Raw genomic sequence first — 24,108 nt, 5'->3', positions numbered from 1 at the left:
AAGCCCTTGTTCTTTTTTTTTAATAAATGCCCGGCAGAGGGAATGCCGGGCAAATTGGTGCAGGTTTACTGTAATACCGGTTGTTGTTGCTGTTCCCGGTAAGGCTGCTGCACCGGGAAGGGGCGGTAAGGCTGGACCAGGGTTTCTGCCTGGAGAATGCGGTGTGCCGTTAGGAAGCCTTCGCTGATGGCGTGATTAAGCTTGCGGGGCTTTTTGGCATCACCTATTACAAAGACCCGCATACCCCTTTGTCTTAGCTCCCCCTCCAGGTAATTTAAAGACACCGATCCCACTGAGAGCACAATGTGGGTACAGGGGAACCAGTATTCCTTCCATTTGCGATCCAGGGCCATCACTCCGTCGGGCTTTATTTCCCGAACATTTAAGCCGGTTAGTGTGCGAACTCCGCTTTTACGCAGTTCTTTCAATAAAGATATTCTACTTATAGGTTCTGTGTCCGCAGCCAATTCGTCTTCCATTTCTACCACCGTTACGTCCACTCCGCGGTGCTTCAGGAAGAGGGCCGTTTCGCAGCCTGTACTTCCCCCACCTATCACTACCACTTTTTCGCCCACCTGGTATTTTCCGGCCAGCAGGTCCCAGGCCGTAGTTACGTTGGGGGTATGTACACCGGGAATGTCGGGAATCAGCGGTACCGCCCCCGTGGCCAGGATAACGGCGGCGATGTCCATACCATGGAGCATGTCGGCATTGGCTTCAGTGTTCAAGTGTATCTCCACGCCCAGTTTCCTGATTTGCGTTTGCAGGTAATCAATGGACCACTTTATTTTTTCTTTCCCCGGCGGTACTGCGGCCAATTTTACCTGCCCGCCCAGTTCCGGTTCCCTTTCAAACAGGGTGACCCTGTGCCCGGCAGCGGCCAACACCCTGGCTGCTTCCATTCCGGCGGGACCTCCGCCGACCACAGCGAAGTGCATGGGGCTCAAGGTGGAAGTGATGGACGGGAATTCCAGTTCGCGGCCGGCCGCCGGGTTAACTGTGCAGCGTATGTGCAAATTTTTAAATACCCGCTCGCCGATGCACCAGACATTACAAGTGATGCACTTGCGTATATCCTCCGTGCGGCCCTCCATTGCCTTAAGGGGCCATTCCGGGTCGGCTATAAGGGTCCGCCCCAGGGCCACAAAGTCCGCTTTACCTTCAGCCAGGATGCCCTCTGCCGTTTCCGGGCTGCGGATAACACCCACGGTTATTACCGGAATATGAATTACTTTTTTGATTTCTTCCGCCAGGTATGCCCGCCACCCTTCGGGATAGCTCATGGGCTCCAAAATGGTTGGCATGGAGGCGTAAGTGCCGCTGGAGATATCCAGGGCGTCCACGCCCGCATCCTGGAGCATGCGAGCTATTTGCTTGGCTTCTTCCAGGTGGATGCCCCCTTCCACGAATTCATCGGCGCTAAAGCGGAATACTACGGGGAAATCTTCCCCGGCGGCCTTTTTGATTCCTTTGATAATTTCCAGGGGGAATTTCATGCGCCCGCTTAAGTCGCCACCGTAGAGATCGGTGCGCTTATTGCTGAAGGGGGACATGAACTGGCCGATGAGATAGCCGTGGGCCCCGTGAAGCTCCACACCGTCATACCCGGCATTTTGGGCCCTAGTAGCAGCTTTGATGAATTTTTCAATGATTTCCTCAATCTCGGGAACCGAAAGTTCTCTGGGCATTACCTTGAGGTAGGGGTCGGGTATTGCCGACGGTGCCACCGGCTGCAGGCCAAAGGTGTTTTCCATAGTGGTCTGGCGTCCGGCGTGATGGAGCTGGGTAATTATTTTAGCGCCGTGCTCCTTGACGGCTTCTACCAGTTCGTTATGGCCGGCGATATAGGAATTATCGTGGATAGTAAGCTCGTTGGCGATGGCGTTACCCAGCGGCGCATCTATACAATTAATTTCAGTAATAATTAAACCTACCCCGCCCTTGGCCCTTTCCCGGTAATAGTGGATCATGGCCGGGGTCACCGCGCCGTTTTCATTGGCCAGGTTTGTTCCCATGGGAGGCATTACCGTTCTGTTGCGGATACGCATGTTTCCAATGTAGCCTTCTTCGAAAAGCTTGGGAAATCTCATGCTCTGGACCTCCTTAAACAGTATTTAACGGTAGTATTAGTCAATGGAAGGCAAAATAAACATGAAAATGGGACGGGTTACTTTTTTGCAAAAGTAGCCTGTTTAATTATTGACATATGTTCATAAACAGGATATAATTGTTTTGAGCATAAGTTCATTATTTGGGAGGTTATAAACAATGAAGATCGCTATAGCAACGGATGGCAATTCAGTGGCCCAGCATTTCGGGCGCTGCCCGGAGTACACCCTGGCCGACATATCCGGCGGTGAAGTTAAAAACAAAGTGGTTATTCCCAATCCGGGACATGAGCCCGGCTTCCTGCCCGGTTACCTGGCCAGGATGGGTGTTTCCTGCGTTATTGCAGGGGGCATGGGTCCCCGGGCGCAGGGTCTGTTTAATCAACATAATATCCAGACTTTTGTGGGGGTAACCGGTAATGTTGACCAGGTAATTCAATCTTTTGTAAATGGGCAGCTTAAATCCGGCGAAAGCCTGTGTGATCATCCCCATGATGGTCATGGCGGCCATGGGGACGGTCACTGCCACCATCATAAATAATCTTTGGTGTGGAGGTGTGCTTTATGCCCAGAGGAGATAGAACCGGGCCTTGGGGTCAAGGTCCTAAAACAGGCCGGGGTGCCGGTTTTTGTTCCGGCAATTCGGTACCCGGGTTTGTGAACAGGTTTGGCGGCTGGTTCGGCCGGGGCTGGCGCTGGTTCAATCCTAATATTCAACCACGCCAGAACGTGACGAACAGGAGTGTAGACGATATAACCGGCCAGCTGAGGTTCTTGAGGGAACAATTAAACTCCATAGAAAAGAAAATTAAAGGAATAAGGGATTTTTAACAAAACTTTTAAGAAAGGGGGATGTATATATGCCGCGAGGCTGGGGTTTTGGTCTCGGGTACGGGTGGCATGCCTGGGGTCCCGGCAGGGGCTGGGGACGTGGCTTCTTTGGGCGCTCTCCCTGGTGCCCCGGCTGGAGGTGGGCATATTACGCTCCGTGGGGGCCCTGGCCGTATGCTCCGGATTATCAGTCAGAAATTGATTTTTTGGAAGGCAGGGCTAATGCGCTGAAAACTGAGCTGGATATGATCCAGAAAAGGCTGGAGGATTTAGAAAAGCAAAAGCCGAAAAAGGATGAGGAGTAGGTTAAAGGCAGCGGAATAGGTAAATACAGCGGGGAACCGTGGAAATGGTTCTCCGCTTACCTTTTTGAAAAAATTTTGCCGGGGGGATTGATTATAATTTTTTTGACCAGGGTGTTCATGTCGCCTGCGGCGGCACCGGTTAATGATGAGAATGCCCCGCTTCTTTGAAATTGGTAAAAAAAGATAAAAGCTGCAAAAAAATGCAGGAAGTGCGGGATTAGTGGCGAATTGTTCAAAACACCTGCATTTGTTCTTTTGGCCGTAGCTGTGAGTAATCTCGGAAACAGTTAAAAGCTCCCAGGTAAAAAACAGCCATAATGTTAAATAACCCAATAATATGAAAATATTTACACATTATTAGTGAAGACAAACAAACCAAACTCGAATTCCAAATTATGGAACCTAAAAAGACAACAAGAGACTAAGCCTTTGCGAAGGCAATAAATGGGAATATGAAAATTGAAATTCTAAAAAACTACGCTGCAGCTTCTGAAGTGCCCAGCACTTCAGTCCAGATATCAAAGGCCTGTCCTTTGACAGCATGCTCCACCCATGCATCCAGGCGCTGATTCATAGCAACAAAATGAGCGCGCCAGTACCCGGCAGCGTTCCAGCTCATAATCCTTCTTTTTGCGGCTAAAAGACCGCTCCGAACTGGACCGCAGATTATATACCCTCTTCCAGGCCTCGGAATTGCGCGGCGTAGGGGTAAAGAAGCGCAGGTCATCATGGGGTTTGGTATACACCGTGCGGCCGTAAGGGGACGGCGAACACGGTGTATCACAACAAACCCGGCTTTTAACCAACTTACTGCCCGCAACATTGGGACAGCGCCATTTAAAGCGGTTACGTTCCAGCACTCAATTTATTGAGTGCTGGACGGGTTTTCTGGTAGCCCCAGAAAACCATGGAAAAGCCCCTGGGACATAAAGGAATGCCATAGTCATTAACCTGGACGGGTGGAGCATGGCGAAAATGCCCCTTATTCTTGGGGTTTAAATCAATAAAAGGCTCAACGTTCCAGTGAGCCAAAAGCTCGTAAAAAGGGTACACATCGTGGGCCGAATCGCCCAAGAACTTGCCGGTCCTCAGGTAAGGATAAACTTGCCTGAACTCAGCCAAAGACACCACACCCATCACCGCATCATGCCGCTGAGCCTGGGTAAAGCGGAGATAAACCGGCAAATCATAACGGCCGGCGGCAGAAGTCAACTCATAAAGCATATAGCCGTAAAATACTCCTGGCGGTAACTATCCCAGCCCCACCGGGCCCGGGGGTCGGCAAAACGGCGCTTGCAATCACAATTAAAAACGCCCTTTTTGCGGCAATCACAAACCTTAACGCCATAAGGGCTGGCGCCCCGGTGCGGACAGAAGAACCGTCACCGGAAAGAACCAAATCAAGCGGGTCGGGTATTAACCCCAGCTCCACCGAACGGTCAACAAAACAGCGGGCGAAAACCTCCTGGAGCAACCTTTCAGCCCGGACCGGGAAAGGCTCACGACCTTTTAGAACCTGCTTAACAAGCTTACTTACAATGCCGGTTGCTTTGGCGGCAATTTTTCCCCGGCCTTAAACTTCTTGCGCGGTTTGCGCATAGGTGTTTTTAAACGCCAGCGCCGGCTGCGCTGTACATCCTTATCCTCAAGCCAGAAACGGTCAACAAAATCATAAAAAGTACCCACACTGGGAGTTTTTTTCGGCTCAAAGCCGGACAGTACAGCCAGAACCTTATCGGAACGCAGCTCTTTAACCCACTTGGTGATACTAAACACCTTCCGGTCAGTCATCAAAATGAGAGAGCGCAAAAGATCTACGGGGTCAAATTCCACAGGCCGCCCGCAATCCGGGAAGTATGGTAACAACAAAGGTATGGCCGGGTCCAAATCCAAGAGCCATAGTTTAGCCAAAGACTTACTAAACGACTCCAATCTTTTCGGGTCTTCCGCCCAAAGCAGTGGAACCCATTTGCGAAGGAAATGTTGATACTCAGAATGACGGCGACAGTACAAAAGCATATAAAAAACACCACCCAAAACAGCACTATGGTAAAAAATACCATACAAGTCTATTTTGGGGTGATTTCAAAAAATCAAGTTCCGTAATTGGGTATTGTTGGGTATTAAGATGATATACTTAAGAAATGCTTTGGATTTCTAATGATATTAGCTATTTTTGCCCCTATGTTTTTTGGGGTGAAAAGATAAAAGCCCTCGCTGGAGGGCTTGGCAGTCAATGTTTGGGAGTTTCCGAAAGTATTCAGCCGTTGAAGGGGGGTGACATTTTGCGTCTTTGTTTGTCCCTACGGGGAAAGAATGGTGGCTTGTTCTTGCCAATCCATTATAATCGCCTTATTCAGGGAGCCATTTATGAAAATATTTCTAAAGATTTGGCCGTCTTTCTTCATGACCGGGGATATGTCTATGGAAGCCGCCGGTTTAAGTTTTTTACTTTTTCGCGGTTGTTGGGAAAATATCACTTGGACCAGAGCAAAAAACAAATATTTTTTAAGGAAGGTGCGCGGTTGTATATTTCTTCTCCCATAGAGGAGTTTTGCGCTTCCCTTATGGGATGTATATTGGGTGAAGGCGAAATTCGTTTAGGCAATGTACCGGTGGAGGTAACTAGTATCAATGTCGAAAAGCCAGTAATTGCCCGGGATGTTATCACGGTAAATCTCATTTCGCCCGTGGTGGTTTATAGCACCTTTTATAATCTTGAAGGGGATAAATATACATGTTATTTCCAGCCCGGTGAAAAAGAATTCGCCAGGCTGGTGGAGGATAATCTTCGCAAAAAGTATGCGGCTTACTATGGCCGGGCTGCCCCGGAGGGGAATTTTATTTTGGAGCCGCTAAACCGACCCCGGATGAATATCACCATCTACAAGCAAACGGTTATAAAAGGTTATACTTGTCGTTTAAGGCTCTGCGCGCCTCGAGAACTTTTGCAGGTAGCTGTTGATGCCGGTCTGGGAGCCAAAAATTCTCAGGGCTATGGATGTATACAGTTAGAAAAAGAAAATTAAAACATCTTTTTGAAGGGAGGGATTAATCTGCTAATTGAAAGCCTCATTCGACTTGGTAAGCCCATGGTGGAGGGGGGAATATCCTCCCGGGCAATTTTACGCCAGGTGTCCGACGTAGGGGTCAATTCGGCCAGCGGGTTTCTTTCCCGGGTTTTCGTGGTAGAAATTGACAAAAAGGGGAATAAAACAGCTATAGCGGCTTTACCTGTGCAGCAGTGGGGCGAATACCGTTCGCAAGGTTCCAAAAGTAAAAAGCAAGTGTTTGAGCAAGATGTGAGCCGGGCGGTAGGGGCACCTTTCGTTATTCCCTCGGGGAATCCTTTGAAGCCGCAGGGGCGTTATGGTGTATCTTCTTATTTGGTTTATGATAAGCATTTTCAACAATTTGTAAAAGGTCCTGAAGAAGTAGAAAAATTCTTATCAGGTAGATTGAGCAGAACAATCAGGATAAGTTTAACAGACCAAGAAATCAAAGAAACAGCTTCTCAGCTACATGGGGTTTTCAGGAAAATTAAAGAGGATTCTAAGGAAAAATTGCTGGGCCTGATTGTTCTGGCGGTGCTTGAGGAAGGTGGGCCTTATCAATTAAATGATACGGCTCCCGTGGGTGATGCGTCTCTGGCTTATTTAGGTCCTAGTATGCTTCGCAAAGGTAAGTACCTGGTGGCCAAGCTGGACTTAATTAAGGAAAGATTTTGGGAGGCCAAGCTGGCAGAGGGAGCTGAAATGGGTGAGCGGGAAGGCGAGGGGGCCATATGTTATTTTTGCGGAGAAGAGGGTAAAGTGGTTTCTACGTACTGTAAGGCCTGGACATGGTTTACCACCACCTGGAATTGTCCTTTGCCGGTAACGCTCAAACCTAAGGAACTAGTAGAAACCATAGCAGTTTGTCCCGGTTGTTACGAGGCCCTCACCTACGGGGCCAACCTTTTCAATAAATTAACAAAGCCCTTGGATAATTGGTTAACTAAAGAATTATTTTCACCTTCTTCAACTGCTGCGGGCAAGGAGTTATCACGCAGGGGCAATGCTCCGGATAAAATTTACGGCTGTGCTTACGTACTGCCGGTCTTGGATAATTTTTTGGACGATGAAGAAGATCGTTTTGATTTTGTTGATGGAATGACCCATATGTTGGAAGAAAAACCCCGGGGTGATAAAATAAAAATTCACTTACAAGAAGTTACTGGGTTTGAAAGTTCATTGCCTGAGGAAATCAGTGCAGATGATTACCGAATGACTATAATTTATTACTCAGGTGACTCCAGCCGTGGAGATATTCACTTGCGAGCTACCATAGAAGATGTATTACCTTCAGTAGCCAGGGAGTTAAAAAAAATTGTGGTGGATATAGGGGAATTTGCCGTAGATTTGGCTGCTGCCTTATATGCTGAAGTTTCAGATAAGTATAGCGTCTTTCTTAGAAGTCGTTATAGTTCGCTTCCTTATTTAATAACTACTGCCTACGGTGCCCCGTATACTTGGAAGGTTCTAAGCGCAGTTTTCCACCGTGGGGATATTTCTCGCCGGTGGTTCCTGTCAAACGCAGCTTGCCGCATGAGTGAACTGGCCCGCGGGCTTCCTGATAATTACCCTGAATTATGCGGCGAGGTAATTTTTTACCTGTCCTTTGGTGAATTTCTGAGAAGGTATAATGATGCCATTGCATTGAAGGCCGGAAATCGGAGGTGCAAAATGATGAGAGATTGGCGGGAATTACAAAGTTTTGTAAGGGAAGGGCCAATTAACGAGCTTTGTTTTAAGGACCCGGAGGAATTGGGTTTTGCAGCCGGGCATCTTATTCGGGTGTTTGCAAGGCAATACTGGCATGCCAGTAACGGTAAAGACTTTTTAAAACACCGGGTAATGACCTTTGGGAGCAATTTGACACCCGATTCCATATGGAAGAGAGCCCTTTCCCGCGTGGACGAGTATGCCCGAAAGCTAGACATGCACATTTCTGACGATTTGAGACAACGGTTTGCGGTGGTGCTTATGGAATACAGCCGTTTAAAAGATGAGGTTGCAAGGGAGAGGGATGCCTTTATGGCTGCCTTTTGGGCCGGTTATGCCCTTGCGGGAACCGGAAAAGACAATAACGGTGACCATAGTGATACAAATTAAAGGAGGTTTCCACTATGAGTGTAAACAGCGGTGAAATTCTATTTGTCAAGTGTGTAAAGGACGGTATTCCTAACAGGGACCCGTTAAATGAAAGTGATGCAAGAAGACTGTTTGGAGAAGACGACGGTAGAATATCCCTTTCTGATGTAAGTATTAAGCGGGACGTAAGGGATTTTGTGTTGGCTAAATATCCCGATGGCGGGGAAAAGAAGCGCTATTTCATTTTTTGCCGCCAGGAGCGGACAAAGGACGGAAAATTGTTGGGCCGGCAAAAACTGGCCGAAGCAATTCTGGAAGCTGCGGGTAAAAAGTCGTCAAAAAATAAACGTGAGGACCTTTTAGCATCCAGTTTTGATATGCGGGTTTTCGGGGCGGTATATAGTGTTGATAAGGAAAGCTTTAATCAAACCGGCCCCGTGCAGTTCGGCTGGGCTCACTCGTTGCACCCCGTTGAAACCAGGTATGTACAGGGAACCGTGGTGATGCCGAGCAAAGACATTAAGGTTACCGAGCAGGGGGAGCAGGGGAGCCAGCAGGGGACAATATGGACTACCTATACTCTTCCTTTTGCTATATTTGCCATGCCAGCGGTAATAAATGCCAGTATTGCCGCTGAAACCAAAATGGATAATGAGGACGTAGAGCTGCTATTGGAAGGATTGTGGAAGGGTACCCGACACCGTCAAGCTCGGGGGCGGGGTATTCAGCAACCTCTTTTAATGGTCCACGTGGAATATAAAGATCCCTTTTTCCGCATTGGCTACCTGGAAGATTTTATTTCCTTAAAACCCGAGTGGGAGGCCTGGCTGGGCGGAAACCCGCCGACGTCACTACCCGAGGTGGAACTGGATGTATCCAGGCTGCAAGAACTATTTATTGAAAATAAGAAAAAAATTGCCCGCCTGCGTTACTGGGTGCATTCTGGGCTGAAAATCATAGGAGACCTGCCCGGTGACAAGTGTAAGATGGAGTAATATAAATCAAAGTTCCCGGGGGGGGGGTGATGTATCTGAAACTGCTTATATTTGACCTGCGGGGGAAGTTGGGGCATTTTCGCCGCCCCGATACTACAGGGACCCATGCCACTTACCCTTTCATCACCAGGACAGCACTACAGGGACTTGTCGGCTCTGTCTTGGGTCTAAAGCGACTAACTGGCAAAAATTGGTTGGGAATACAACTGCTTTCTCCGGTACGCACCTGCTCCCAGGAGATGTCCATGCTCGGCAAAGGTTGGCTGGGGGAAGCGAAGAGCACCTTTAATAGACCTACTTCAGTGGAATTGGTGGTTAGTCCCTATTATCGTATTTATTATACCGGTGATCACTTGGAAAAACTCAATGAAATGTTGCAGCAGAGTAAAAGTTGTTATCTCACTTACCTTGGTAGCGCTTATTGCCTAACTTTTCCCAGGTTTATTGAATGTACAGATGCGGAAGAATTAAATCCCTGTCCCGGCCAGCAGCTAACTTGTAAGAGTGTTATCCCCAGTCACGCTATTGGTAGTCTGGTACCCGTGGATGGCGCCCAATACGGGAGGGTAGGTGGAATGCACTATGAATATATGGGGGAGCGAAGATTTCGTGGAACAATAAATATAATTTATGAAACTACAGGAAAGCCCATTATTTTTAAATTTAAAAATAATTCTACGGATAAGCCCTTCCGGTTTTGTTTTCTTAGAGAAAAAGAGGTGGTTTGTCTTTGGTAATTCCATTGGGAGATTGTATTGCTAGGCCGGCGGATGCAGACGGCACAGAGCACTCGTTGGTTGGACATTTGGAAGCAGTAGGCTTTGCCTGGGGAAGGCCTGACGGCGGTAAAGAAGAAGTGCTTCGCTTTATTGCCGGGCTCTTGCATGATGCCGGTAAGGCCCATGCGGGATGGCAAAAATATATCAATACGCCGGAGGAGAAGCGTAGGAAAGGCCCGGCGCACTCTCCTGCCGGTGCCGCCCTTTTTTGTTATTGTGCTGTAGACTTGATGGAAAAATGGTGTCCGCGGGGGGAAGAATTAAGGAAACTGCGGCTTCTTATAATGCGTTTGGCCAGGGATATTTATGATCATCATGGCACCCTGGATAATATTGAGCAGGAAGTGCCGTGGGCTAATACTTTATCTTACGATTTTTTCAGTGAGATTGATTTGCCCGGGCTTCTTACCTTGGTTGCTCGTTATGTTCCCGTGTGTAATCCCGGTCAGGAAGGTTTTAAACAGTGGTTAAGGGAGTTTCCTGCCATTTGGGAGCGCTGGTACCATAAGTTGTCTGGTTTTATTAAGCGAAGGTTGGAAAAGGGAAGTAATAAATATTCTGCAGCGGCCCGAGAGGCCCTGCGCTCTGCCACTTCCGGCCTGATAGCTGGCGACCGGTATCATGTTTCCGGCCTGCGTGCCACTTTTTTGGCCGCCGGTGAGGCACAGCAGGCCCTGGAGAACTTGAACTTACTGTGTAAAGCCAAGGGAAGGGAAGCGATCCGCTTAAGTAGTGCTTCCCGCGATTTAGTAAAGCTCAGGCAGTGGCTCCAGGATGCCGTATTTGAGAACTATAAAAGGAATTGGGAGGCAAAATTTTTTAGCCTTTTACTTTCCACTGGATTGGGGAAAACGCTAACATCACTCAAACTGGCCCTAGCGTCTTGTGCCGGGGGGCGCAGCCAAAAAATAATATATGTGGCACCATACCTTTCCATACTGTCCCAGGCTACCGCCGAAATCAAGGCCTTTACAGGGCTAGAAGTGGTTCAACATCATCATCTTTCGGTTATGGATGATACCAGGGGGGATGACCATGCCAATGAAATATTTTACCTGGCCCTGGATGCTTGGCAAGCCGCCCCGGTAATAACCACTACGTTTAATCAGCTTTTCCGGGCCCTTTTCCCCAGGCGGGCCCAACATACTTTGAGATTAAAGGGTTTGGAAAGGGCATTTGTTATTATCGACGAACCTCAAATTATCGATGGGGCCGTTTGGAACGTGTTTTTGCAAATGCTGTCTGCCGCTGCCGAAGAATATGACCTTCAGGTGCTATTTACCACGGCTACTCTCCCGCCGGTGGAAATGGGCTTACCGGAGAATCTTATTCCTCTGGCCCCCAAGTTTGACACTCCCAATCGTTATCAAATAGCTTCCCTTAAGGAGCCGCTGGACCAGTATGACGTTGCGAAAATGGTATTGGAGGAAATTATGAGATCACCCTCAGTGGGAGTTGTAATGAATACCATTCGCGATGCCGCGCTGGTTTATAACGAAGTTAAAAATCTAGTTCCTTTGGGAATACACTGTTATAACCTTTCCGGCTCCATGACTCCTTTACATAAGGGCCGGAGGATTAGGGAAATTGCGGATAAACTCCGGTCCGGCGAGCCCACGGTGGTAGTTTGTACCCAAATTCTTGAAGCCGGGGTTGATTTAAGTTTTCGCACTTTGATGAGGGCTCTGCCTGTAATGCCTTCTATTGCCCAGGTTGCGGGAAGGGCTAACAGGCACGCCGAAGGGGCAAGAGCCAGGGTCATTATTTTCCCTTTTTTTCGGGATGGAGAAAACGATACTCGTCGCTACGTATACCAGGCCAGTATACCAAGGGAAGAAACCGATTTGTGTATTTCACGCTGCCCTTCATGGGAAGAACCCGCAACAACACAACTGGTACAAGAATTCTATAAAAATTGTCTCGCCCGAAACACCCAAACGGCAACCATGGACGCTTTGATTGAGGCAGCCTGCGGAAACTGGTCTGCCATTTCCGGTATAAGTCCCTTCGGTGCGGATATTCCTCATGTTAACCTATTCGTACCGTGGGGGGAGGAATATATGGAAGAAACTTTAGCCAGGCTTTTATACCAATTTGCTCCTAATGGGGCAGAACAACTCTATGAAAAATTTGTTGCCCGGGAGCACTTACAGTTAAACTTTTTGGATAAAAAAAGGTTTTTGGCCCTTTTACAATACTTTACAGTTCCGGTAAGTGATAAAGTGGCAATTAAATTAGCTGCTTCTTTGACTAATGCTCCTATTCCCTGCCTGGTCGATCCCGATATCTACTCGGAGGAAACCGGCCTTGCCCATGTAAACGGGGATGGGGAAGATGAGTTTTTTGATTGCTGTCTGTAAGTTTGCAGTCTTTTGTTGAAAACTACTGGAGGGGACTTTTATGCCGGATAATGACATTCATATTGGCGGAACCCTCATCTGGTATTACTATGTTTGTAAACGTGAAGTTTGGCTAATGGGCCGTCAAATTACCCCTGATGAAGACGATCCGAATGTTGTGTTGGGCCGCTTTTTTGCTCAGCAGTCATATAGCAGGGATAAAAAAGAAGTGGCATTGGGAAACATGAAATTCGATGTGGTTAGGCAAGACCGGCATGGTTTAGTGGTGGCGGAAGTCAAAAAGAGTAGCAAACACATCAAGAGCGCCAGGATGCAGTTGGCTTTTTACTTGTTGGAACTACAAAAGAAGGGAATCACCGCCAGGGGAGAACTTCTCTTTCCGAAAGAAAAGAGACGAGAACTACTGGAGTTAGACAGTGAGTTGATTAACGAATTGGAGCAGGCAAAAAGGGACATATTGCGGATTATATATGAGCCCATCCCTCCTAAAGCTGAAAAAAAGAATGTTTGCCGGAATTGTGCTTATGTAGAGTTTTGTTGGTCTTAAGGAGGGGTAAGATTGAAAAAAACTATCTATATATTTAATAATGGCCAGCTTAAGCGTAAGGGAAACACTTTATATTTTGAGACCGAGGAGAAACAAAAATACCTTCCCGTGGAAGATGTCGGGGAAATTATGGTTTTCGGTGAGGTTACCCTGAATAAAAAATTTCTGGAATTTGCGTCCCAAAAGGAAATTATCATTCACTATTTTAGTTATTACGGTTATTATATGGGTACTTTCTATCCCAGGGAACACTTAAATTCAGGTTTTATGATTTTAAGGCAGGCCGAGCATTACTTGGATGAAGAAAAGCGAATTCGCATTGCTCGTAAAATTGTTAGTGGGGCTGCCAGGAATATAAGACAGGTGCTTCGCTATTACAATAACCGGGTGGGCGGCTTAAGTGAAACCCTGAAGAGGATAGACGAAATCATAATGACGTTGGATGACTACAATGATATTAACAAGTTGATGGCAGCAGAAGGTAACATTAGAGATCATTATTACAAAGTTTTCGATAGAGTAACCCGTAATCCTGATTTCCCCTTTGAAGAACGGTCCAGACGCCCGCCCCGGAACCATTTAAATACTTTAATAAGTTTTGGAAACAGCCTGATGTATACTATTGCCTTAAGTGAAATATATAAAACTCACTTGGATCCACGAATAGGTTTTCTTCATGCAACCAATTTCCGAAGATTTTCTTTAAACCTAGACTTAGCAGAAATTTTTAAACCTATAATTGTTGACCGGGTAATATTTAACGTCCTGGGTAAGAAGATGATTAATGTAAACGATTTTGAGACAGTGGGAGAAGGTTTAATGATGAAAGAACGGGCCAGGAAGATTTTTGTACAAGAACTTGATTCTAAATTAAAAACAACCATTAAGCATAAAGGAATAGGACGTCCGGTTTCCTACCGTAGAATCATCCGAATGGAACTGTACAAGCTGGAAAAACACCTTATTGGCGAACAAACCTACGAGCCCTTTGTTGCTCATTGGTAAATATCGACAGTGCTGACGCATGAATAAAAGACCCCCCGTCAATCCAACGATTGGGGGCACAAGGAAGAAAATTTCGTTGCAAATAGGGGTGAACAATGCACAGGGCGTTATGAGATAATAGGGTGGGAATGAATAAAGAGAGGATGGCGATATTTTTGCGTTCATGGGACCCACCCTTTTGGATTGGTGATCGTCTTTTTACGGCAGAGGATTTGGCGTTAATCAAAGAAACTGTCCGGCAGTTCAAGCGGCTGAGTCGCCGGGAGTTGTTCGCCACGATTTGCGAGAACCTGCCCTGGAAAGCACCGAACGGTAAATTGAAATTGGATGCATGTCGTTTGTTACTGGAACAGATGGAGGCTTCAGGTTTAATTGAACTGCCCCCCAAAAAGAATCCGCCCAGAAGAAACGCAAAGAAGGCTGCGCCATTACCATGCATTTCCATGGAAGGTTCTTTAAAACAGTATCTTCCGGTGACGGTTGATCCGGTACCGCTAAAAGAACAACCTCTTTGGAACGCAACGATAGCGGCTTATCACCCGCTTGGTTACCGCCAGCCCTTTGGCGCCCACCAGCGTTATTGGATTCACAGCCGGGCTGGAGGAGAAGTACGGGTTTTAGGTGCCATGCTGTTTGCAGCGTCGGCCAGAAAGGTAGCGGTTCGGGAAGCCTGGATTGGGTGGACGGCGCTGGAATGCAACCGGTTTCGTTACCGGATCGTCAACAACAGCCGTTTTCTCATTTTGCCGGGAGTGCAAATTCCGCACCTGGCCAGCCATGCCCTGGCATTGGTGGCCCGGCGCATCCGGGCGGACTGGCAAAAACGGTACGGTTACGCCCCGGTGCTTTTAGAGACCTTTGTAACCCCGCCGTACCGGGGGACCTGCTACCGGGCGGCCAACTGGGAGTACATAGGCGAAACAGCCGGCCTGGGCAGAGAACCCCGGAAGAAAAAAAGTCATCCTGTGGTCAAAATGATGTTCGTTTATCCTTTGGTTCGGGACTGGCGGGCGGAGCTTTGCGCGCCGGCGCCGGTGGCAGGTGAGGGAGATGAGATTGATGCGTAATCCGGAGGCAATAAATTCGGCTACCTTGCCCAACTGCAAAAGCCCCTGGAAGACGGTGGAGGAAGAACAAGAAGCCCGGCAGTCGACCGTGGAGGCACAAGTGAATGCCTGGCGAGCGATCTTGCCCGGCTTGCTGGAAAAGTTTGCCCGTATAAAGGACCCCCGCCGGCCTGGGAGTATAAGGCACAAACTTACCGTGCTCATGGTTTTTGGTCTGCTTTTGTTTATCTTTCAGTATAATTCCCGGCGCGAAGCCAACCGGGAGTTGACCCGTCCAGGTATTTTAGACACACTACAGACCATCTTTCCTGAAATAGACAGTATTCCCCATATGGACACCCTGGCCCGGCTTTTGGAGAGGATTCCAGCCGACAAGATTGAAGATATTTTAGGCATCACCGTTCGTAAGCTATTGCGGTCGAAGAAGCTGCAAGCGCTTTTGGTAGAGAAACGTTATGTGGTTGCCATTGATGGTACCCAAAAGTTCACCCGGACTATTCCTTTTGCAGCGGAAGCACTTCGTCGCAAGAAGAGTGGGGATGACCAAGTAAACTACAGCGTTTACCTTTTAGAAGCCGCCCTGGTGAGTCCGCAAGGGATTGTCATTCCGTTGCTGGCTGAATTTTGTGAAAATCAGGCCGGCTAAAATTCACAAGAAAAACAGGACTGCGAATTAAAGGCCTTTCGACGTTTAGCTCCCCGGATCAAGCAACTGATGGGCAAACTTCCTCTTCTGATCGTGGCTGACGGTCTTTACCCCAACGGCCCAGTAATGCAGATATGCCGGAAGAACAAATGGGATTTCATGATCGTTCTGCCCTCGAACTGTCTTAAATCGGTCTGGGAGGATGCTTTAGGAATTCATCAACTGGAACCGGAGCAAACCCGGACTCACCAGTGGGGCGACCGGATGCAGGTCTTCTGGTGGGCTAACGACATTAGTTACGTTTGGCGGGATGCCGGGAATCAGCATCACCGCCTATTGATCCATTTTGTGGTTTGCACCGAGATATGGGAGGAAAATGGACAGGTCCGCCAGGCTACCTGGGCGTGGGTGTCGGGCACCCCGATTACCCGGAAAAACGTAATCAACCACTGCAACCGGGCTGCCCGCCACCGGTGGGGCATTGAAAAGAATTTCCTGATTGAAAAACGCCACAGATACAACTATGAACATCCATTTTCGTATAACTGGAACGCTTTGAAGGAGTGGCATGCCCTGATGCGCCTGGCCCATCTGATAAATATTCTCACCTTACACACCGTAGCCTTATGGGATACTGTTCAAACGTTGGGCATGCGCGGCACTCTGCGGTTTTTACGGCAGACATTCACGGGCAAATGACTCGATATTTCCAGATTGAGCAGGTTGCGCGATAAACCAGCTCAGCTTCGTCTGGTAATTTAGTCACGCGAGTTACCTGCCAAACAAAAAACCACTTCAGGGGAGGGCCACCTCGCCTAATCCTGCTTGGGTCAATTCTATCCAGGCAATCACATAAATATCCAGACCACTGCCAGGTTTACAGTAAAAAACATTTCTTTGCCTGCGTACTATACTGCCGGGTGTCGAAAAAGGACCTGAGGGACTTTATAAAATATTTCGTGCGTCAGCACTGTACGCTCTCCGGCCGTGTAAAATTTCAGTAGGCACCAGAAGGAAATCAACCTCCTAGAAATAGAAATGAGACCTCACCCCAAAAACACCCCAAAAACACTCCAACGGAAATTAAAGGAAGGCGAGGTCTCATGTTAAATATTCGCCACATAGTGGGGGCAGTCCTTCTATTCGATTCTGGCCTAACTAAATTAATTGGCGAGTGCAAAGACTTTTATGAGCTTGAAAAAGGCATCCATGAGCTGTGCCAGGCAGTCTGCAACCAAATTTTCACCTGGGCCCTGGAACAGATCGATACCCGCCTGATGAATGAACGTGACCGGAGCACCTGGGAAGTGGTCGGCTTTCGGGCTAAAACAGCAGTAAGCACCTTTGGGGAATTTCTCTTCAAAAGGCGCCTGTACAGGAACAAAAAACCGGGGAAACCAAATTCTTTTTAGACGAGCTGCTGGGCTGGCCAGCCCGGGCCAAGATCACCCCCCGTTTAAAAGAACTGGCCGTCAAACTAAGCACCGAACTTTCCTTTGCCCGTGCCGCCGAGATCTTAAACCACCTTGTTTCCGGCCTAAGTCCCATGACCGTCTGGCAGGCTACCCAAGAAGTGGGAGAAGTCTTGCAGCAAGAAGGAGAAGAAAAAAGGGCAGCGGTTTTTGAAAAGGGCGAAGCTCCCGGCGGAAAAGAGGTAACCCCGGAGCTGTGTATCGAAGCCGACGGAGTGATAATCCGCCTGCAGAAGACAAAAGAGAAAAGAGGAGAAATTAAGCATATGGTCGCCTACGAAGGGAAGGAACAAATTGGCCAAGGTCGCTTCGCCCTGAAAAACAAGCTTGTTTTAAGCAGCCTAAATGACGGTAAGGCAGCCTGGGAAGAAAACTATGCCGTAGCCGGGGGAAAATGGGACCTGAGCCAAACCGAAAGGATCTTCATCGGCGGCGACGGGGCAGACTGGTCCAAGCAGGGAATTGATTACTTTCCCGGCGCTGTGTATCGCTTAGACCCATACCACCTGAGCAGGCATTTAACCGAGGCCCTCTGGTACGACGAAGAAACCTACCGGAAGGTGGCCCTGGCCGTTTCCCAGGGTAACTGGGAGGAGACCCAAAGAGTTCTTACGGAAGCAGCAAAAAACACCAGGGGCAACCGGAAGAAGAGGATCACCAAACTTCTGCATTATCTTGAGGAAAACTGGGCGGGGATCGCTGCCTCGCCGGGAGCAAAACGTTTGGGCACCATTGAAGGGCAGATTCAACACAACGTGGCCCGGCGGATGAAACGCCTGGGAGCCAGGTGGACAATCCCTGGAGGAGACCGGATGGCCCGTGTTTTGGCTGCTAAGGCAAACGGGGAGCTTAGCAATTATACTTTGCGCTGGCCGGTGAAACACCGGAAATTGAGAGAAATTGCGCAGTTAAAGCCAGTCGAAAAACAAAAAACAGAGGATGTGGAAAAATGGCTGCAGGCGTCTGTTCCGGCTTTAAAGGGTCCTTTTGCTGACCGGCTGTGGATTAAGTATGTTTTACGTGAACTTAGCCGTCCCAGCTTTTCTGCTCTTTTGTAAAAGCATGTTTCTTGGAGAGCCTTTGAGGTTTTCAGGCGGCGCCGGAGGGTAGCCTTGACAGCCGGGGTCCCCGCATGTGATAAAATGTACAAGCCGGCGGGGTATGCTAAAGTATGCAGCATGTTCCCCGGAACCGCCCCGTCGGTACTGAAACTATATCACATGCGGGGTGGCTGTCAAGGCCGCCGCCGTAAAACTAATGTTTTAAGCGGTGAGGTCTCATGTTAAAAGATACCTACTGAATCTTGACACGGACCAATATCGAGGCGGGGGTAGACATGTTTGTAATTTTGGTATATGATGTTAATGTAAAACGTGTATCAAAAGTTTTAAAAACCGCTCGCAAATATCTTCATTGGGTTCAGAACTCTGTGCTGGAAGGTGAAATTTCCAAGGCCAATTATCAAAAATTAAAAACCGAGCTCCGCCGCGTAATAAATATTAAGGAAGACTCCATAATTATTTATGTGTTTCGAACGCTCCAGTATTCAAGTCGTGAAACCATGGGTGTGAAAAAGGGCGGGGAAGAAATTTTCTTATAGAAATTTTTTCCGTCGACCCCCAATAATGCAAAAACCCCTGGAGGTCGACGGAAAAAAATATATATTTTTTGATGGTTTTTGGGGGAATTATAGGTATAAAAAATCCCAAAAAGCATATTGTTTAGTGATTTTCTACCTAAAAATCGATCTTTATAACCCCCAAAATGAGCTTTAAACGGGTTTGTAGCCTACCTATAAGGAATTGAAACCTTTTTAAATCAGTTTGGCCGCTCCTGGCCTTTGTAAGTTTGTAGCCTACCTATAAGGAATTGAAACACTGAATGCCGATTTTAGTGCCCTGATAACTATAAAGTTTGTAGCCTACCTATAAGGAATTGAAACTCATTAGGGCCTTAAAATCGGCATTTAGTTAAAAAGTTTGTAGCCTACCTATAAGGAATTGAAACCAAGTACAACTATTTCGAATCTAAATTCTCAAACGACGTTTGTAGCCTACCTATAAGGAATTGAAACAGAAATTTGGAAACTGTTATACTTAGTTTACCAAAGGTTTGTAGCCTACCTATAAGGAATTGAAACATCCGGAAGAAAAATAAAAGCCAAAATACCGGATAACAAGTTTGTAGCCTACCTATAAGGAATTGAAACAGCGCCAGGCCGGGGAACTTGACCGGCTCCAGTATGGGTTTGTAGCCTACCTATAAGGAATTGAAACTAATTTGCGCCTCGTAAGGTTTTTCCCGCTCCAAGCGTTTGTAGCCTACCTATAAGGAATTGAAACAACTCTTCGATGTGCAGGTAAACGGAGCCGTGGTGGAGTGCTGCGAAACCAGTTTGTAGCCTACCTATAAGGAATTGAAACGAGGCCTGTGCCACGTTCCGTCCAAAGCAATGATCACGTTTGTAGCCTACCTATAAGGAATTGAAACTCTGGATGGGTACCGGGTGCGCAGGACCGGCTCTATCGTTTGTAGCCTACCTATAAGGAATTGAAACTTAGGAGGGGCATTCCCCGGCGCTGGCCAGGCTGAGTTTGTAGCCTACCTATAAGGAATTGAAACACTCCTCGGCCACTCGGCTTCATCTCCATGTTCTGGTCGTTTGTAGCCTACCTATAAGGAATTGAAACGCCCTCCGCCGGATGAGGTTATTTGCATGGGCCGGGGTTTGTAGCCTACCTATAAGGAATTGAAACCAGGGTGGGCTACGGGACCCACCGGGCGGCGGACAGGGTTTGTAGCCTACCTATAAGGAATTGAAACTAACCACCCCCAGGGTGTGTTCCAGGAGGCCGCCGAGTTTGTAGCCTACCTATAAGGAATTGAAACCGATGCCAAGGAGGTGAAACGGGTGGAACGACAAACCCAGTTTGTAGCCTACCTATAAGGAATTGAAACTTGGCCAGGGTGCCGGTGCTGGTGATGTTTATACTGCGTTTGTAGCCTACCTATAAGGAATTGAAACCTCCACCTGCACATGGCAGGCGAGCTAATCAAGGCGTTTGTAGCCTACCTATAAGGAATTGAAACACTGGAAGGATATCACGGGCCCGCGCCTTTTCGATGAGTTTGTAGCCTACCTATAAGGAATTGAAACGCGCAAGCCCAGAATGGTGTTCGTCTGCTCCATGGGGGGTTTGTAGCCTACCTATAAGGAATTGAAACTCCGTCCCTGCTCGGCCAAGTCCATGGCCAGTATGGGTTTGTAGCCTACCTATAAGGAATTGAAACCCGGCGGGCCGATTTGAGCCATCCGCCGATCATTTTGTTTGTAGCCTACCTATAAGGAATTGAAACACTGCCCGCATTGTGGCTGCCATTCGAAAATATGAGCGTTTGTAGCCTACCTATAAGGAATTGAAACATGCCTGAAACTTACGGTTGAAATTTCGCGGGATTATAGTTTGTAGCCTACCTATAAGGAATTGAAACCCGCAGGCACTGGTGCCAAATTGGTGCCCAAAAGTCGTTTGTAGCCTACCTATAAGGAATTGAAACATACGCTGCGCGAAGAGCGGCGCCGGGCTAGTGTAGGTTTGTAGCCTACCTATAAGGAATTGAAACTGGTAAATCCCTATGCCGTCGGCTCCCACTCTTTTAGTTTGTAGCCTACCTATAAGGAATTGAAACCGCTTTAGAATAGGTGGGCCTGATGTTACTCAACAAAAGTTTGTAGCCTACCTATAAGGAATTGAAACTCGTTTGGTTGTGTTTTTTGCCGATGAAGGGGTTGACCGTTTGTAGCCTACCTATAAGGAATTGAAACCGGCTCATATTTGGGGTTGTCCGGATACAGGATTATTGGTTTGTAGCCTACCTATAAGGAATTGAAACACCCATTCCATAATTTTTTGTTTAACTTCTTTATTTAGGTTTGTAGCCTACCTATAAGGAATTGAAACGACTTGGAATACGAACTACACATCTACCACGATAAAGTTTGTAGCCTACCTATAAGGAATTGAAACGTTATCAAAACTGCACCAACGGTTTTAGCCTTGCTATGTTTGTAGCCTACCTATAAGGAATTGAAACATGAGGTTTAATGCAATAAAGTTAGCTATAGCAAGCAGTTTGTAGCCTACCTATAAGGAATTGAAACTTTAATAGAAAAAGGCATTGAATTTCACGAAAAACTTAGTTTGTAGCCTACCTATAAGGAATTGAAACAAATATAAATAACAAAGATGAACGGAGGGTGAGATAAGTTTGTAGCCTACCTATAAGGAATTGAAACCTGGCTGATTCCACCGCTGAACGCCGTAGTTTCCGTTCGTTTGTAGCCTACCTATAAGGAATTGAAACCTTCACGGAGCGCGCCTTCAGTTTCCGGCTTTTCCGGTTTGTAGCCTACCTATAAGGAATTGAAACCTCGGTGCTGGAGCTGGTATAACAGGGCTGATCGGTTGTTTGTAGCCTACCTATAAGGAATTGAAACTAATGATAAATACCGCGTTCTAATAACCTTGTGTTTGTTTGTAGCCTACCTATAAGGAATTGAAACTTACCTCCTTTGTTATTCCCCGGCCCGCACATTGTAGTTTGTAGCCTACCTATAAGGAATTGAAACGACGGATCGCCGTATAGGCGACCGCCCCTGTAAACCCGGTTTGTAGCCTACCTATAAGGAATTGAAACACATGCCTGCTGGTAGGGAGACAGATACACTAATAGCGTTTGTAGCCTACCTATAAGGAATTGAAACACGGGATTCGGGAACGCGAAATTATCCCCGAATCCGAGTTTGTAGCCTACCTATAAGGAATTGAAACGGCTATAGAATGCCTAAAATACACATTTTCGGTATTCGTTTGTAGCCTACCTATAAGGAATTGAAACTAGTTTCCCTTCCCCGGCCTGGTGCCGACCGGGTTACGTTTGTAGCCTACCTATAAGGAATTGAAACTACACATGCTCAACATCATCAACACCACACCACACCCGTTTGTAGCCTACCTATAAGGAATTGAAACTACAGTTGATAGCGGATGAGTTGGGTTGGGAGATATGGTTTGTAGCCTACCTATAAGGAATTGAAACAGGTGCCCCCGTGTGGGGTACTCATCAACGCCCGCCCGTTTGTAGCCTACCTATAAGGAATTGAAACCCGGTCTAAAACTTCCGGCAGTTTCTTAGCCACGTTTGTTTGTAGCCTACCTATAAGGAATTGAAACGTATTTTCATGCCCCTATGCCCGGCCTTGCAGCCATGTTTGTAGCCTACCTATAAGGAATTGAAACCGTTTAGAGCGGCGAATAAATAATAATTTGTTTTGCCGTTTGTAGCCTACCTATAAGGAATTGAAACTCCTACACTATAAACAGACACAATATCACCCCATAGTTTGTAGCCTACCTATAAGGAATTGAAACGGGGTAGCGGAAAAGGAGTTACTGAGTAAGCCAGGGGTGGTTTGTAGCCTACCTATAAGGAATTGAAACCGTCTTTATATGCACATCCTTAACCACTTCTCCACCATGTTTGTAGCCTACCTATAAGAAATTGAAACTTCCCCAGACCTTTTTCCTCTCCTGCTCCCAACTAGGGTTTGTAGCCTACCTATAAGGAATTGAAACACTATTTTGCCGGCATGACCATTTATTATTGCATCAGGTTTGTAGCCTACCTATAAGGAATTGAAACTGAAATCTGTAAGGGGGTCTGGGTATGCCTAGTTGGGGTTTGTAGCCTACCTATAAGGAATTGAAACATTCTGACCGAGCGCCGAAGCCACGTAAGTGCAAAGAGTTTGTAGCCTACCTATAAGGAATTGAAACACAACACTACTGCAGGCGATAGCCAGCAGGATAGCCAGTTTGTAGCCTACCTATAAGGAATTGAAACTCCTGGGCAGTATCTTCGGGTGGGTGCACAAGGACACGTTTGTAGCCTACCTATAAGGAATTGAAACAACGAAACCATCAAGGCGGCCGAAGCGGTCCAGGCGGTTTGTAGCCTACCTATAAGGAATTGAAACCCGTCCCCGCTGGCGCTGCGCCCGCCGATGTAGGGCGTTTGTAGCCTACCTATAAGGAATTGAAACCCGCTGGTAGGTGGATAACAAAGTGGCTTGAAAAGCGTTTGTAGCCTACCTATAAGGAATTGAAACTACTCTTCAAGGTCATTTGCTATCTCTTCAACTTTCGTTTGTAGCCTACCTATAAGGAATTGAAACTCTGAAAGCCCAAGAAGATAATCAGAAGTGACATTAAAGTTTGTAGCCTACCTATAAGGAATTGAAACAGGTTATTTCGCAAAACGTAATTTTTCTTTGTTAAGAGTTTGTAGCCTACCTATAAGGAATTGAAACGATACTGCATGACCAGCAATTGGCAATATATATCCGGTTTGTAGCCTACCTATAAGGAATTGAAACATATCATGGCACCATCTTCGCAGCTTTTCAGGAGTGGTTTGTAGCCTACCTATAAGGAATTGAAACATATCCAGTGGAGGGATGGGGATAAAGTCAAGCAGGTTTGTAGCCTACCTATAAGGAATTGAAACCGGCAAAAATGCAGCAGCCAGAAGCTACATAAACACCGTTTGTAGCCTACCTATAAGGAATTGAAACATTTACCCGCTCCGCGGAGCCAGGCAGACGAATCCGCTGGTTTGTAGCCTACCTATAAGGAATTGAAACAGCAGTTATCTTTCGAGAACGAAGTGCTCAAAAAAAAGTTTGTAGCCTACCTATAAGGAATTGAAACAAAAAACGGCCGAACGATTTCCTTTATACGTTTTTTTGTTTGTAGCCTACCTATAAGGAATTGAAACCTTCGTATTCTTCCGGGTCGTATT

At 47.1% G+C, this 24,108-nt stretch carries 21 protein-coding genes, 1 pseudogene and 1 CRISPR repeat array (1 of these 23 only partly in view); of the genes and pseudogenes, 17 read left to right on the top strand and 5 right to left on the bottom strand.

All coding sequences use genetic code 11. The features are described 5' to 3' along the window. Positions 1–65 precede the first annotated feature (65 nt). Positions 66–2,090 (bottom strand): FAD-dependent oxidoreductase, encoded by a 2,025-nt coding sequence (locus ACX4JR_RS13110; protein ID WP_476058474.1) that lies wholly within the window; start codon positions 2,088–2,090, stop codon positions 66–68. 178 nt (positions 2,091–2,268) lie between these two features. Between ACX4JR_RS13110 and ACX4JR_RS13105 the strand changes: the two genes are divergently transcribed. Genes ACX4JR_RS13105 through ACX4JR_RS13095 form a run of 3 tightly spaced genes read left to right on the top strand, consistent with a single transcriptional unit; the run spans position 2,269 to position 3,244 of the window. Beyond that, positions 2,269–2,649: a NifB/NifX family molybdenum-iron cluster-binding protein gene (locus tag ACX4JR_RS13105; protein WP_476058473.1), complete on the top strand. Its 381-nt coding sequence runs from the start codon at positions 2,269–2,271 to the stop codon at positions 2,647–2,649. Between the two features lie 23 nt (positions 2,650–2,672). Continuing rightward, positions 2,673–2,939, top strand: a complete 267-nt coding sequence (locus ACX4JR_RS13100; RefSeq protein ID WP_476058472.1) for a DUF5320 domain-containing protein — start codon at positions 2,673–2,675, stop codon at positions 2,937–2,939. 29 nt (positions 2,940–2,968) lie between these two features. Then, positions 2,969–3,244 carry a DUF5320 domain-containing protein gene (locus tag ACX4JR_RS13095; RefSeq protein ID WP_476058471.1) on the top strand — a complete coding sequence of 92 codons (276 nt, stop codon included), beginning with the start codon at positions 2,969–2,971 and terminating at the stop codon, positions 3,242–3,244. Positions 3,245–3,719: 475 nt separating this feature from the next. Here ACX4JR_RS13095 and ACX4JR_RS13090 read toward each other — a convergent pair whose 3' ends face one another. Beyond that, a complete protein-coding gene (locus ACX4JR_RS13090; RefSeq protein WP_476058470.1) occupies positions 3,720–3,863 on the bottom strand; it encodes a hypothetical protein in 144 nt (47 codons plus the stop codon). A gap of 11 nt (positions 3,864–3,874) precedes the next feature. Here ACX4JR_RS13090 and ACX4JR_RS13085 point away from each other — a divergent pair, with 11 nt between their 5' ends. Beyond that, positions 3,875–4,003 (top strand): hypothetical protein, encoded by a 129-nt coding sequence (locus tag ACX4JR_RS13085; protein WP_476058469.1) that lies wholly within the window; start codon positions 3,875–3,877, stop codon positions 4,001–4,003. Positions 4,004–4,090: 87 nt separating this feature from the next. Here ACX4JR_RS13085 and ACX4JR_RS13080 read toward each other — a convergent pair whose 3' ends face one another. From ACX4JR_RS13080 to ACX4JR_RS13070, 3 genes are all read right to left on the bottom strand, one after another. Next, positions 4,091–4,468 (bottom strand): hypothetical protein, encoded by a 378-nt coding sequence (locus tag ACX4JR_RS13080; protein WP_476058468.1) that lies wholly within the window; start codon positions 4,466–4,468, stop codon positions 4,091–4,093. Next, positions 4,458–4,676 carry a hypothetical protein gene (locus ACX4JR_RS13075; protein ID WP_476058467.1) on the bottom strand — a complete coding sequence of 73 codons (219 nt, stop codon included), beginning with the start codon at positions 4,674–4,676 and terminating at the stop codon, positions 4,458–4,460. The genes ACX4JR_RS13080 and ACX4JR_RS13075 overlap by 11 nt, the downstream gene beginning before the upstream one ends. A 101-nt stretch (positions 4,677–4,777) precedes the next feature. Beyond that, positions 4,778–5,155 (bottom strand): transposase, encoded by a 378-nt coding sequence (locus ACX4JR_RS13070; protein ID WP_476058466.1) that lies wholly within the window; start codon positions 5,153–5,155, stop codon positions 4,778–4,780. A gap of 419 nt (positions 5,156–5,574) precedes the next feature. Here ACX4JR_RS13070 and cas6 point away from each other — a divergent pair, with 419 nt between their 5' ends. The 13 genes and pseudogenes from cas6 (at position 5,575) to cas2 (ending at position 18,847) form a co-directional block, all read left to right on the top strand. Next, positions 5,575–6,273, top strand: coding sequence for a CRISPR-associated endoribonuclease Cas6 (gene cas6, locus ACX4JR_RS13065; RefSeq protein WP_476058465.1), 699 nt, complete (start codon positions 5,575–5,577; stop codon positions 6,271–6,273). 9 nt (positions 6,274–6,282) lie between these two features. Next, complete coding sequence (locus tag ACX4JR_RS13060) at positions 6,283–8,397, top strand: TM1802 family CRISPR-associated protein (protein WP_476058464.1); 2,115 nt, start codon at positions 6,283–6,285, stop codon at positions 8,395–8,397. Positions 8,398–8,411: 14 nt separating this feature from the next. Beyond that, on the top strand, positions 8,412–9,371 hold the full coding sequence (locus tag ACX4JR_RS13055) for a CRISPR-associated protein (RefSeq protein WP_476058463.1): 960 nt from the start codon (positions 8,412–8,414) through the stop codon (positions 9,369–9,371). Between the two features lie 29 nt (positions 9,372–9,400). Continuing rightward, positions 9,401–10,108 (top strand): CRISPR-associated protein Cas5, encoded by a 708-nt coding sequence (gene cas5, locus ACX4JR_RS13050; RefSeq protein WP_476058462.1) that lies wholly within the window; start codon positions 9,401–9,403, stop codon positions 10,106–10,108. After that, the gene (gene cas3 / locus ACX4JR_RS13045; protein ID WP_476058461.1) at positions 10,102–12,510 is read left to right on the top strand and encodes a CRISPR-associated helicase Cas3'; all 2,409 of its coding nucleotides are present in this window, start codon (positions 10,102–10,104) and stop codon (positions 12,508–12,510) included. Before cas5 ends, cas3 begins: the two co-directional genes overlap by 7 nt. Before the next feature lie 40 nt (positions 12,511–12,550). Continuing rightward, entirely contained in the window at positions 12,551–13,057 is a 507-nt protein-coding gene (gene cas4 / locus ACX4JR_RS13040; RefSeq protein ID WP_476058460.1) for a CRISPR-associated protein Cas4, read from the top strand. A gap of 12 nt (positions 13,058–13,069) precedes the next feature. After that, positions 13,070–14,062 carry a type I-B CRISPR-associated endonuclease Cas1b gene (gene cas1b / locus ACX4JR_RS13035; RefSeq protein WP_476058459.1) on the top strand — a complete coding sequence of 331 codons (993 nt, stop codon included), beginning with the start codon at positions 13,070–13,072 and terminating at the stop codon, positions 14,060–14,062. A gap of 155 nt (positions 14,063–14,217) precedes the next feature. Next, positions 14,218–15,129, top strand: coding sequence for a Druantia anti-phage system protein DruA (locus ACX4JR_RS13030; RefSeq protein WP_476058458.1), 912 nt, complete (start codon positions 14,218–14,220; stop codon positions 15,127–15,129). Next, the gene (locus ACX4JR_RS13025) at positions 15,122–15,775 is read left to right on the top strand and encodes a transposase family protein (protein WP_476058457.1); all 654 of its coding nucleotides are present in this window, start codon (positions 15,122–15,124) and stop codon (positions 15,773–15,775) included. The genes ACX4JR_RS13030 and ACX4JR_RS13025 overlap by 8 nt, the downstream gene beginning before the upstream one ends. Positions 15,776–15,844: 69 nt before the next feature. Next, entirely contained in the window at positions 15,845–16,474 is a 630-nt protein-coding gene (locus ACX4JR_RS13020) for a hypothetical protein (RefSeq protein WP_476058456.1), read from the top strand. A gap of 404 nt (positions 16,475–16,878) precedes the next feature. After that, a pseudogene (locus ACX4JR_RS13015) lies at positions 16,879–18,305 on the top strand (ISLre2 family transposase). A 54-nt stretch (positions 18,306–18,359) separates the two neighbouring features. Further along, positions 18,360–18,533 (top strand): hypothetical protein, encoded by a 174-nt coding sequence (locus tag ACX4JR_RS13010; RefSeq protein ID WP_476058455.1) that lies wholly within the window; start codon positions 18,360–18,362, stop codon positions 18,531–18,533. Positions 18,534–18,583: 50 nt separating this feature from the next. After that, positions 18,584–18,847 carry a CRISPR-associated endonuclease Cas2 gene (gene cas2 / locus ACX4JR_RS13005; RefSeq protein ID WP_476060564.1) on the top strand — a complete coding sequence of 88 codons (264 nt, stop codon included), beginning with the start codon at positions 18,584–18,586 and terminating at the stop codon, positions 18,845–18,847. Between the two features lie 179 nt (positions 18,848–19,026). Continuing rightward, positions 19,027–24,108: direct repeats of the CRISPR family, unit length 30 nt; unit sequence GTTTGTAGCCTACCTATAAGGAATTGAAAC; it runs 638 nt beyond the window's last position.

The sequence above is a fragment of the Desulfofundulus sp. JL263-se genome (assembly GCF_056316025.1).
Note: the sequence above shows the minus strand (reverse complement) of the source record. Positions and strands in the feature narration are given on the sequence as shown.

Excerpts from the sequence above, each read along its gene's own strand:
- ACX4JR_RS13105 (WP_476058473.1), top strand. The coding sequence starts at position 2,269 with ATGAAGATCGCTATAGCAACGGATGGCAATTCAGTGGCCCAGCATTTC.
- ACX4JR_RS13100 (WP_476058472.1), top strand. The coding sequence starts at position 2,673 with ATGCCCAGAGGAGATAGAACCGGGCCTTGGGGTCAAGGTCCTAAAACA.
- cas2 (WP_476060564.1), top strand. The coding sequence starts at position 18,584 with ATGTTTGTAATTTTGGTATATGATGTTAATGTAAAACGTGTATCAAAA.
- ACX4JR_RS13110 (WP_476058474.1), bottom strand. The coding sequence starts at position 2,090 with ATGAGATTTCCCAAGCTTTTCGAAGAAGGCTACATTGGAAACATGCGT.
- cas5 (WP_476058462.1), top strand. The coding sequence starts at position 9,401 with ATGTATCTGAAACTGCTTATATTTGACCTGCGGGGGAAGTTGGGGCAT.
- ACX4JR_RS13055 (WP_476058463.1), top strand. The coding sequence starts at position 8,412 with ATGAGTGTAAACAGCGGTGAAATTCTATTTGTCAAGTGTGTAAAGGAC.
- ACX4JR_RS13095 (WP_476058471.1), top strand. The coding sequence starts at position 2,969 with ATGCCGCGAGGCTGGGGTTTTGGTCTCGGGTACGGGTGGCATGCCTGG.
- ACX4JR_RS13025 (WP_476058457.1), top strand. The coding sequence starts at position 15,122 with ATGCGTAATCCGGAGGCAATAAATTCGGCTACCTTGCCCAACTGCAAA.
- ACX4JR_RS13020 (WP_476058456.1), top strand. The coding sequence starts at position 15,845 with ATGGGCAAACTTCCTCTTCTGATCGTGGCTGACGGTCTTTACCCCAAC.
- ACX4JR_RS13090 (WP_476058470.1), bottom strand. The coding sequence starts at position 3,863 with ATGAGCTGGAACGCTGCCGGGTACTGGCGCGCTCATTTTGTTGCTATG.
- cas4 (WP_476058460.1), top strand. The coding sequence starts at position 12,551 with ATGCCGGATAATGACATTCATATTGGCGGAACCCTCATCTGGTATTAC.
- ACX4JR_RS13080 (WP_476058468.1), bottom strand. The coding sequence starts at position 4,468 with ATGCTTTATGAGTTGACTTCTGCCGCCGGCCGTTATGATTTGCCGGTT.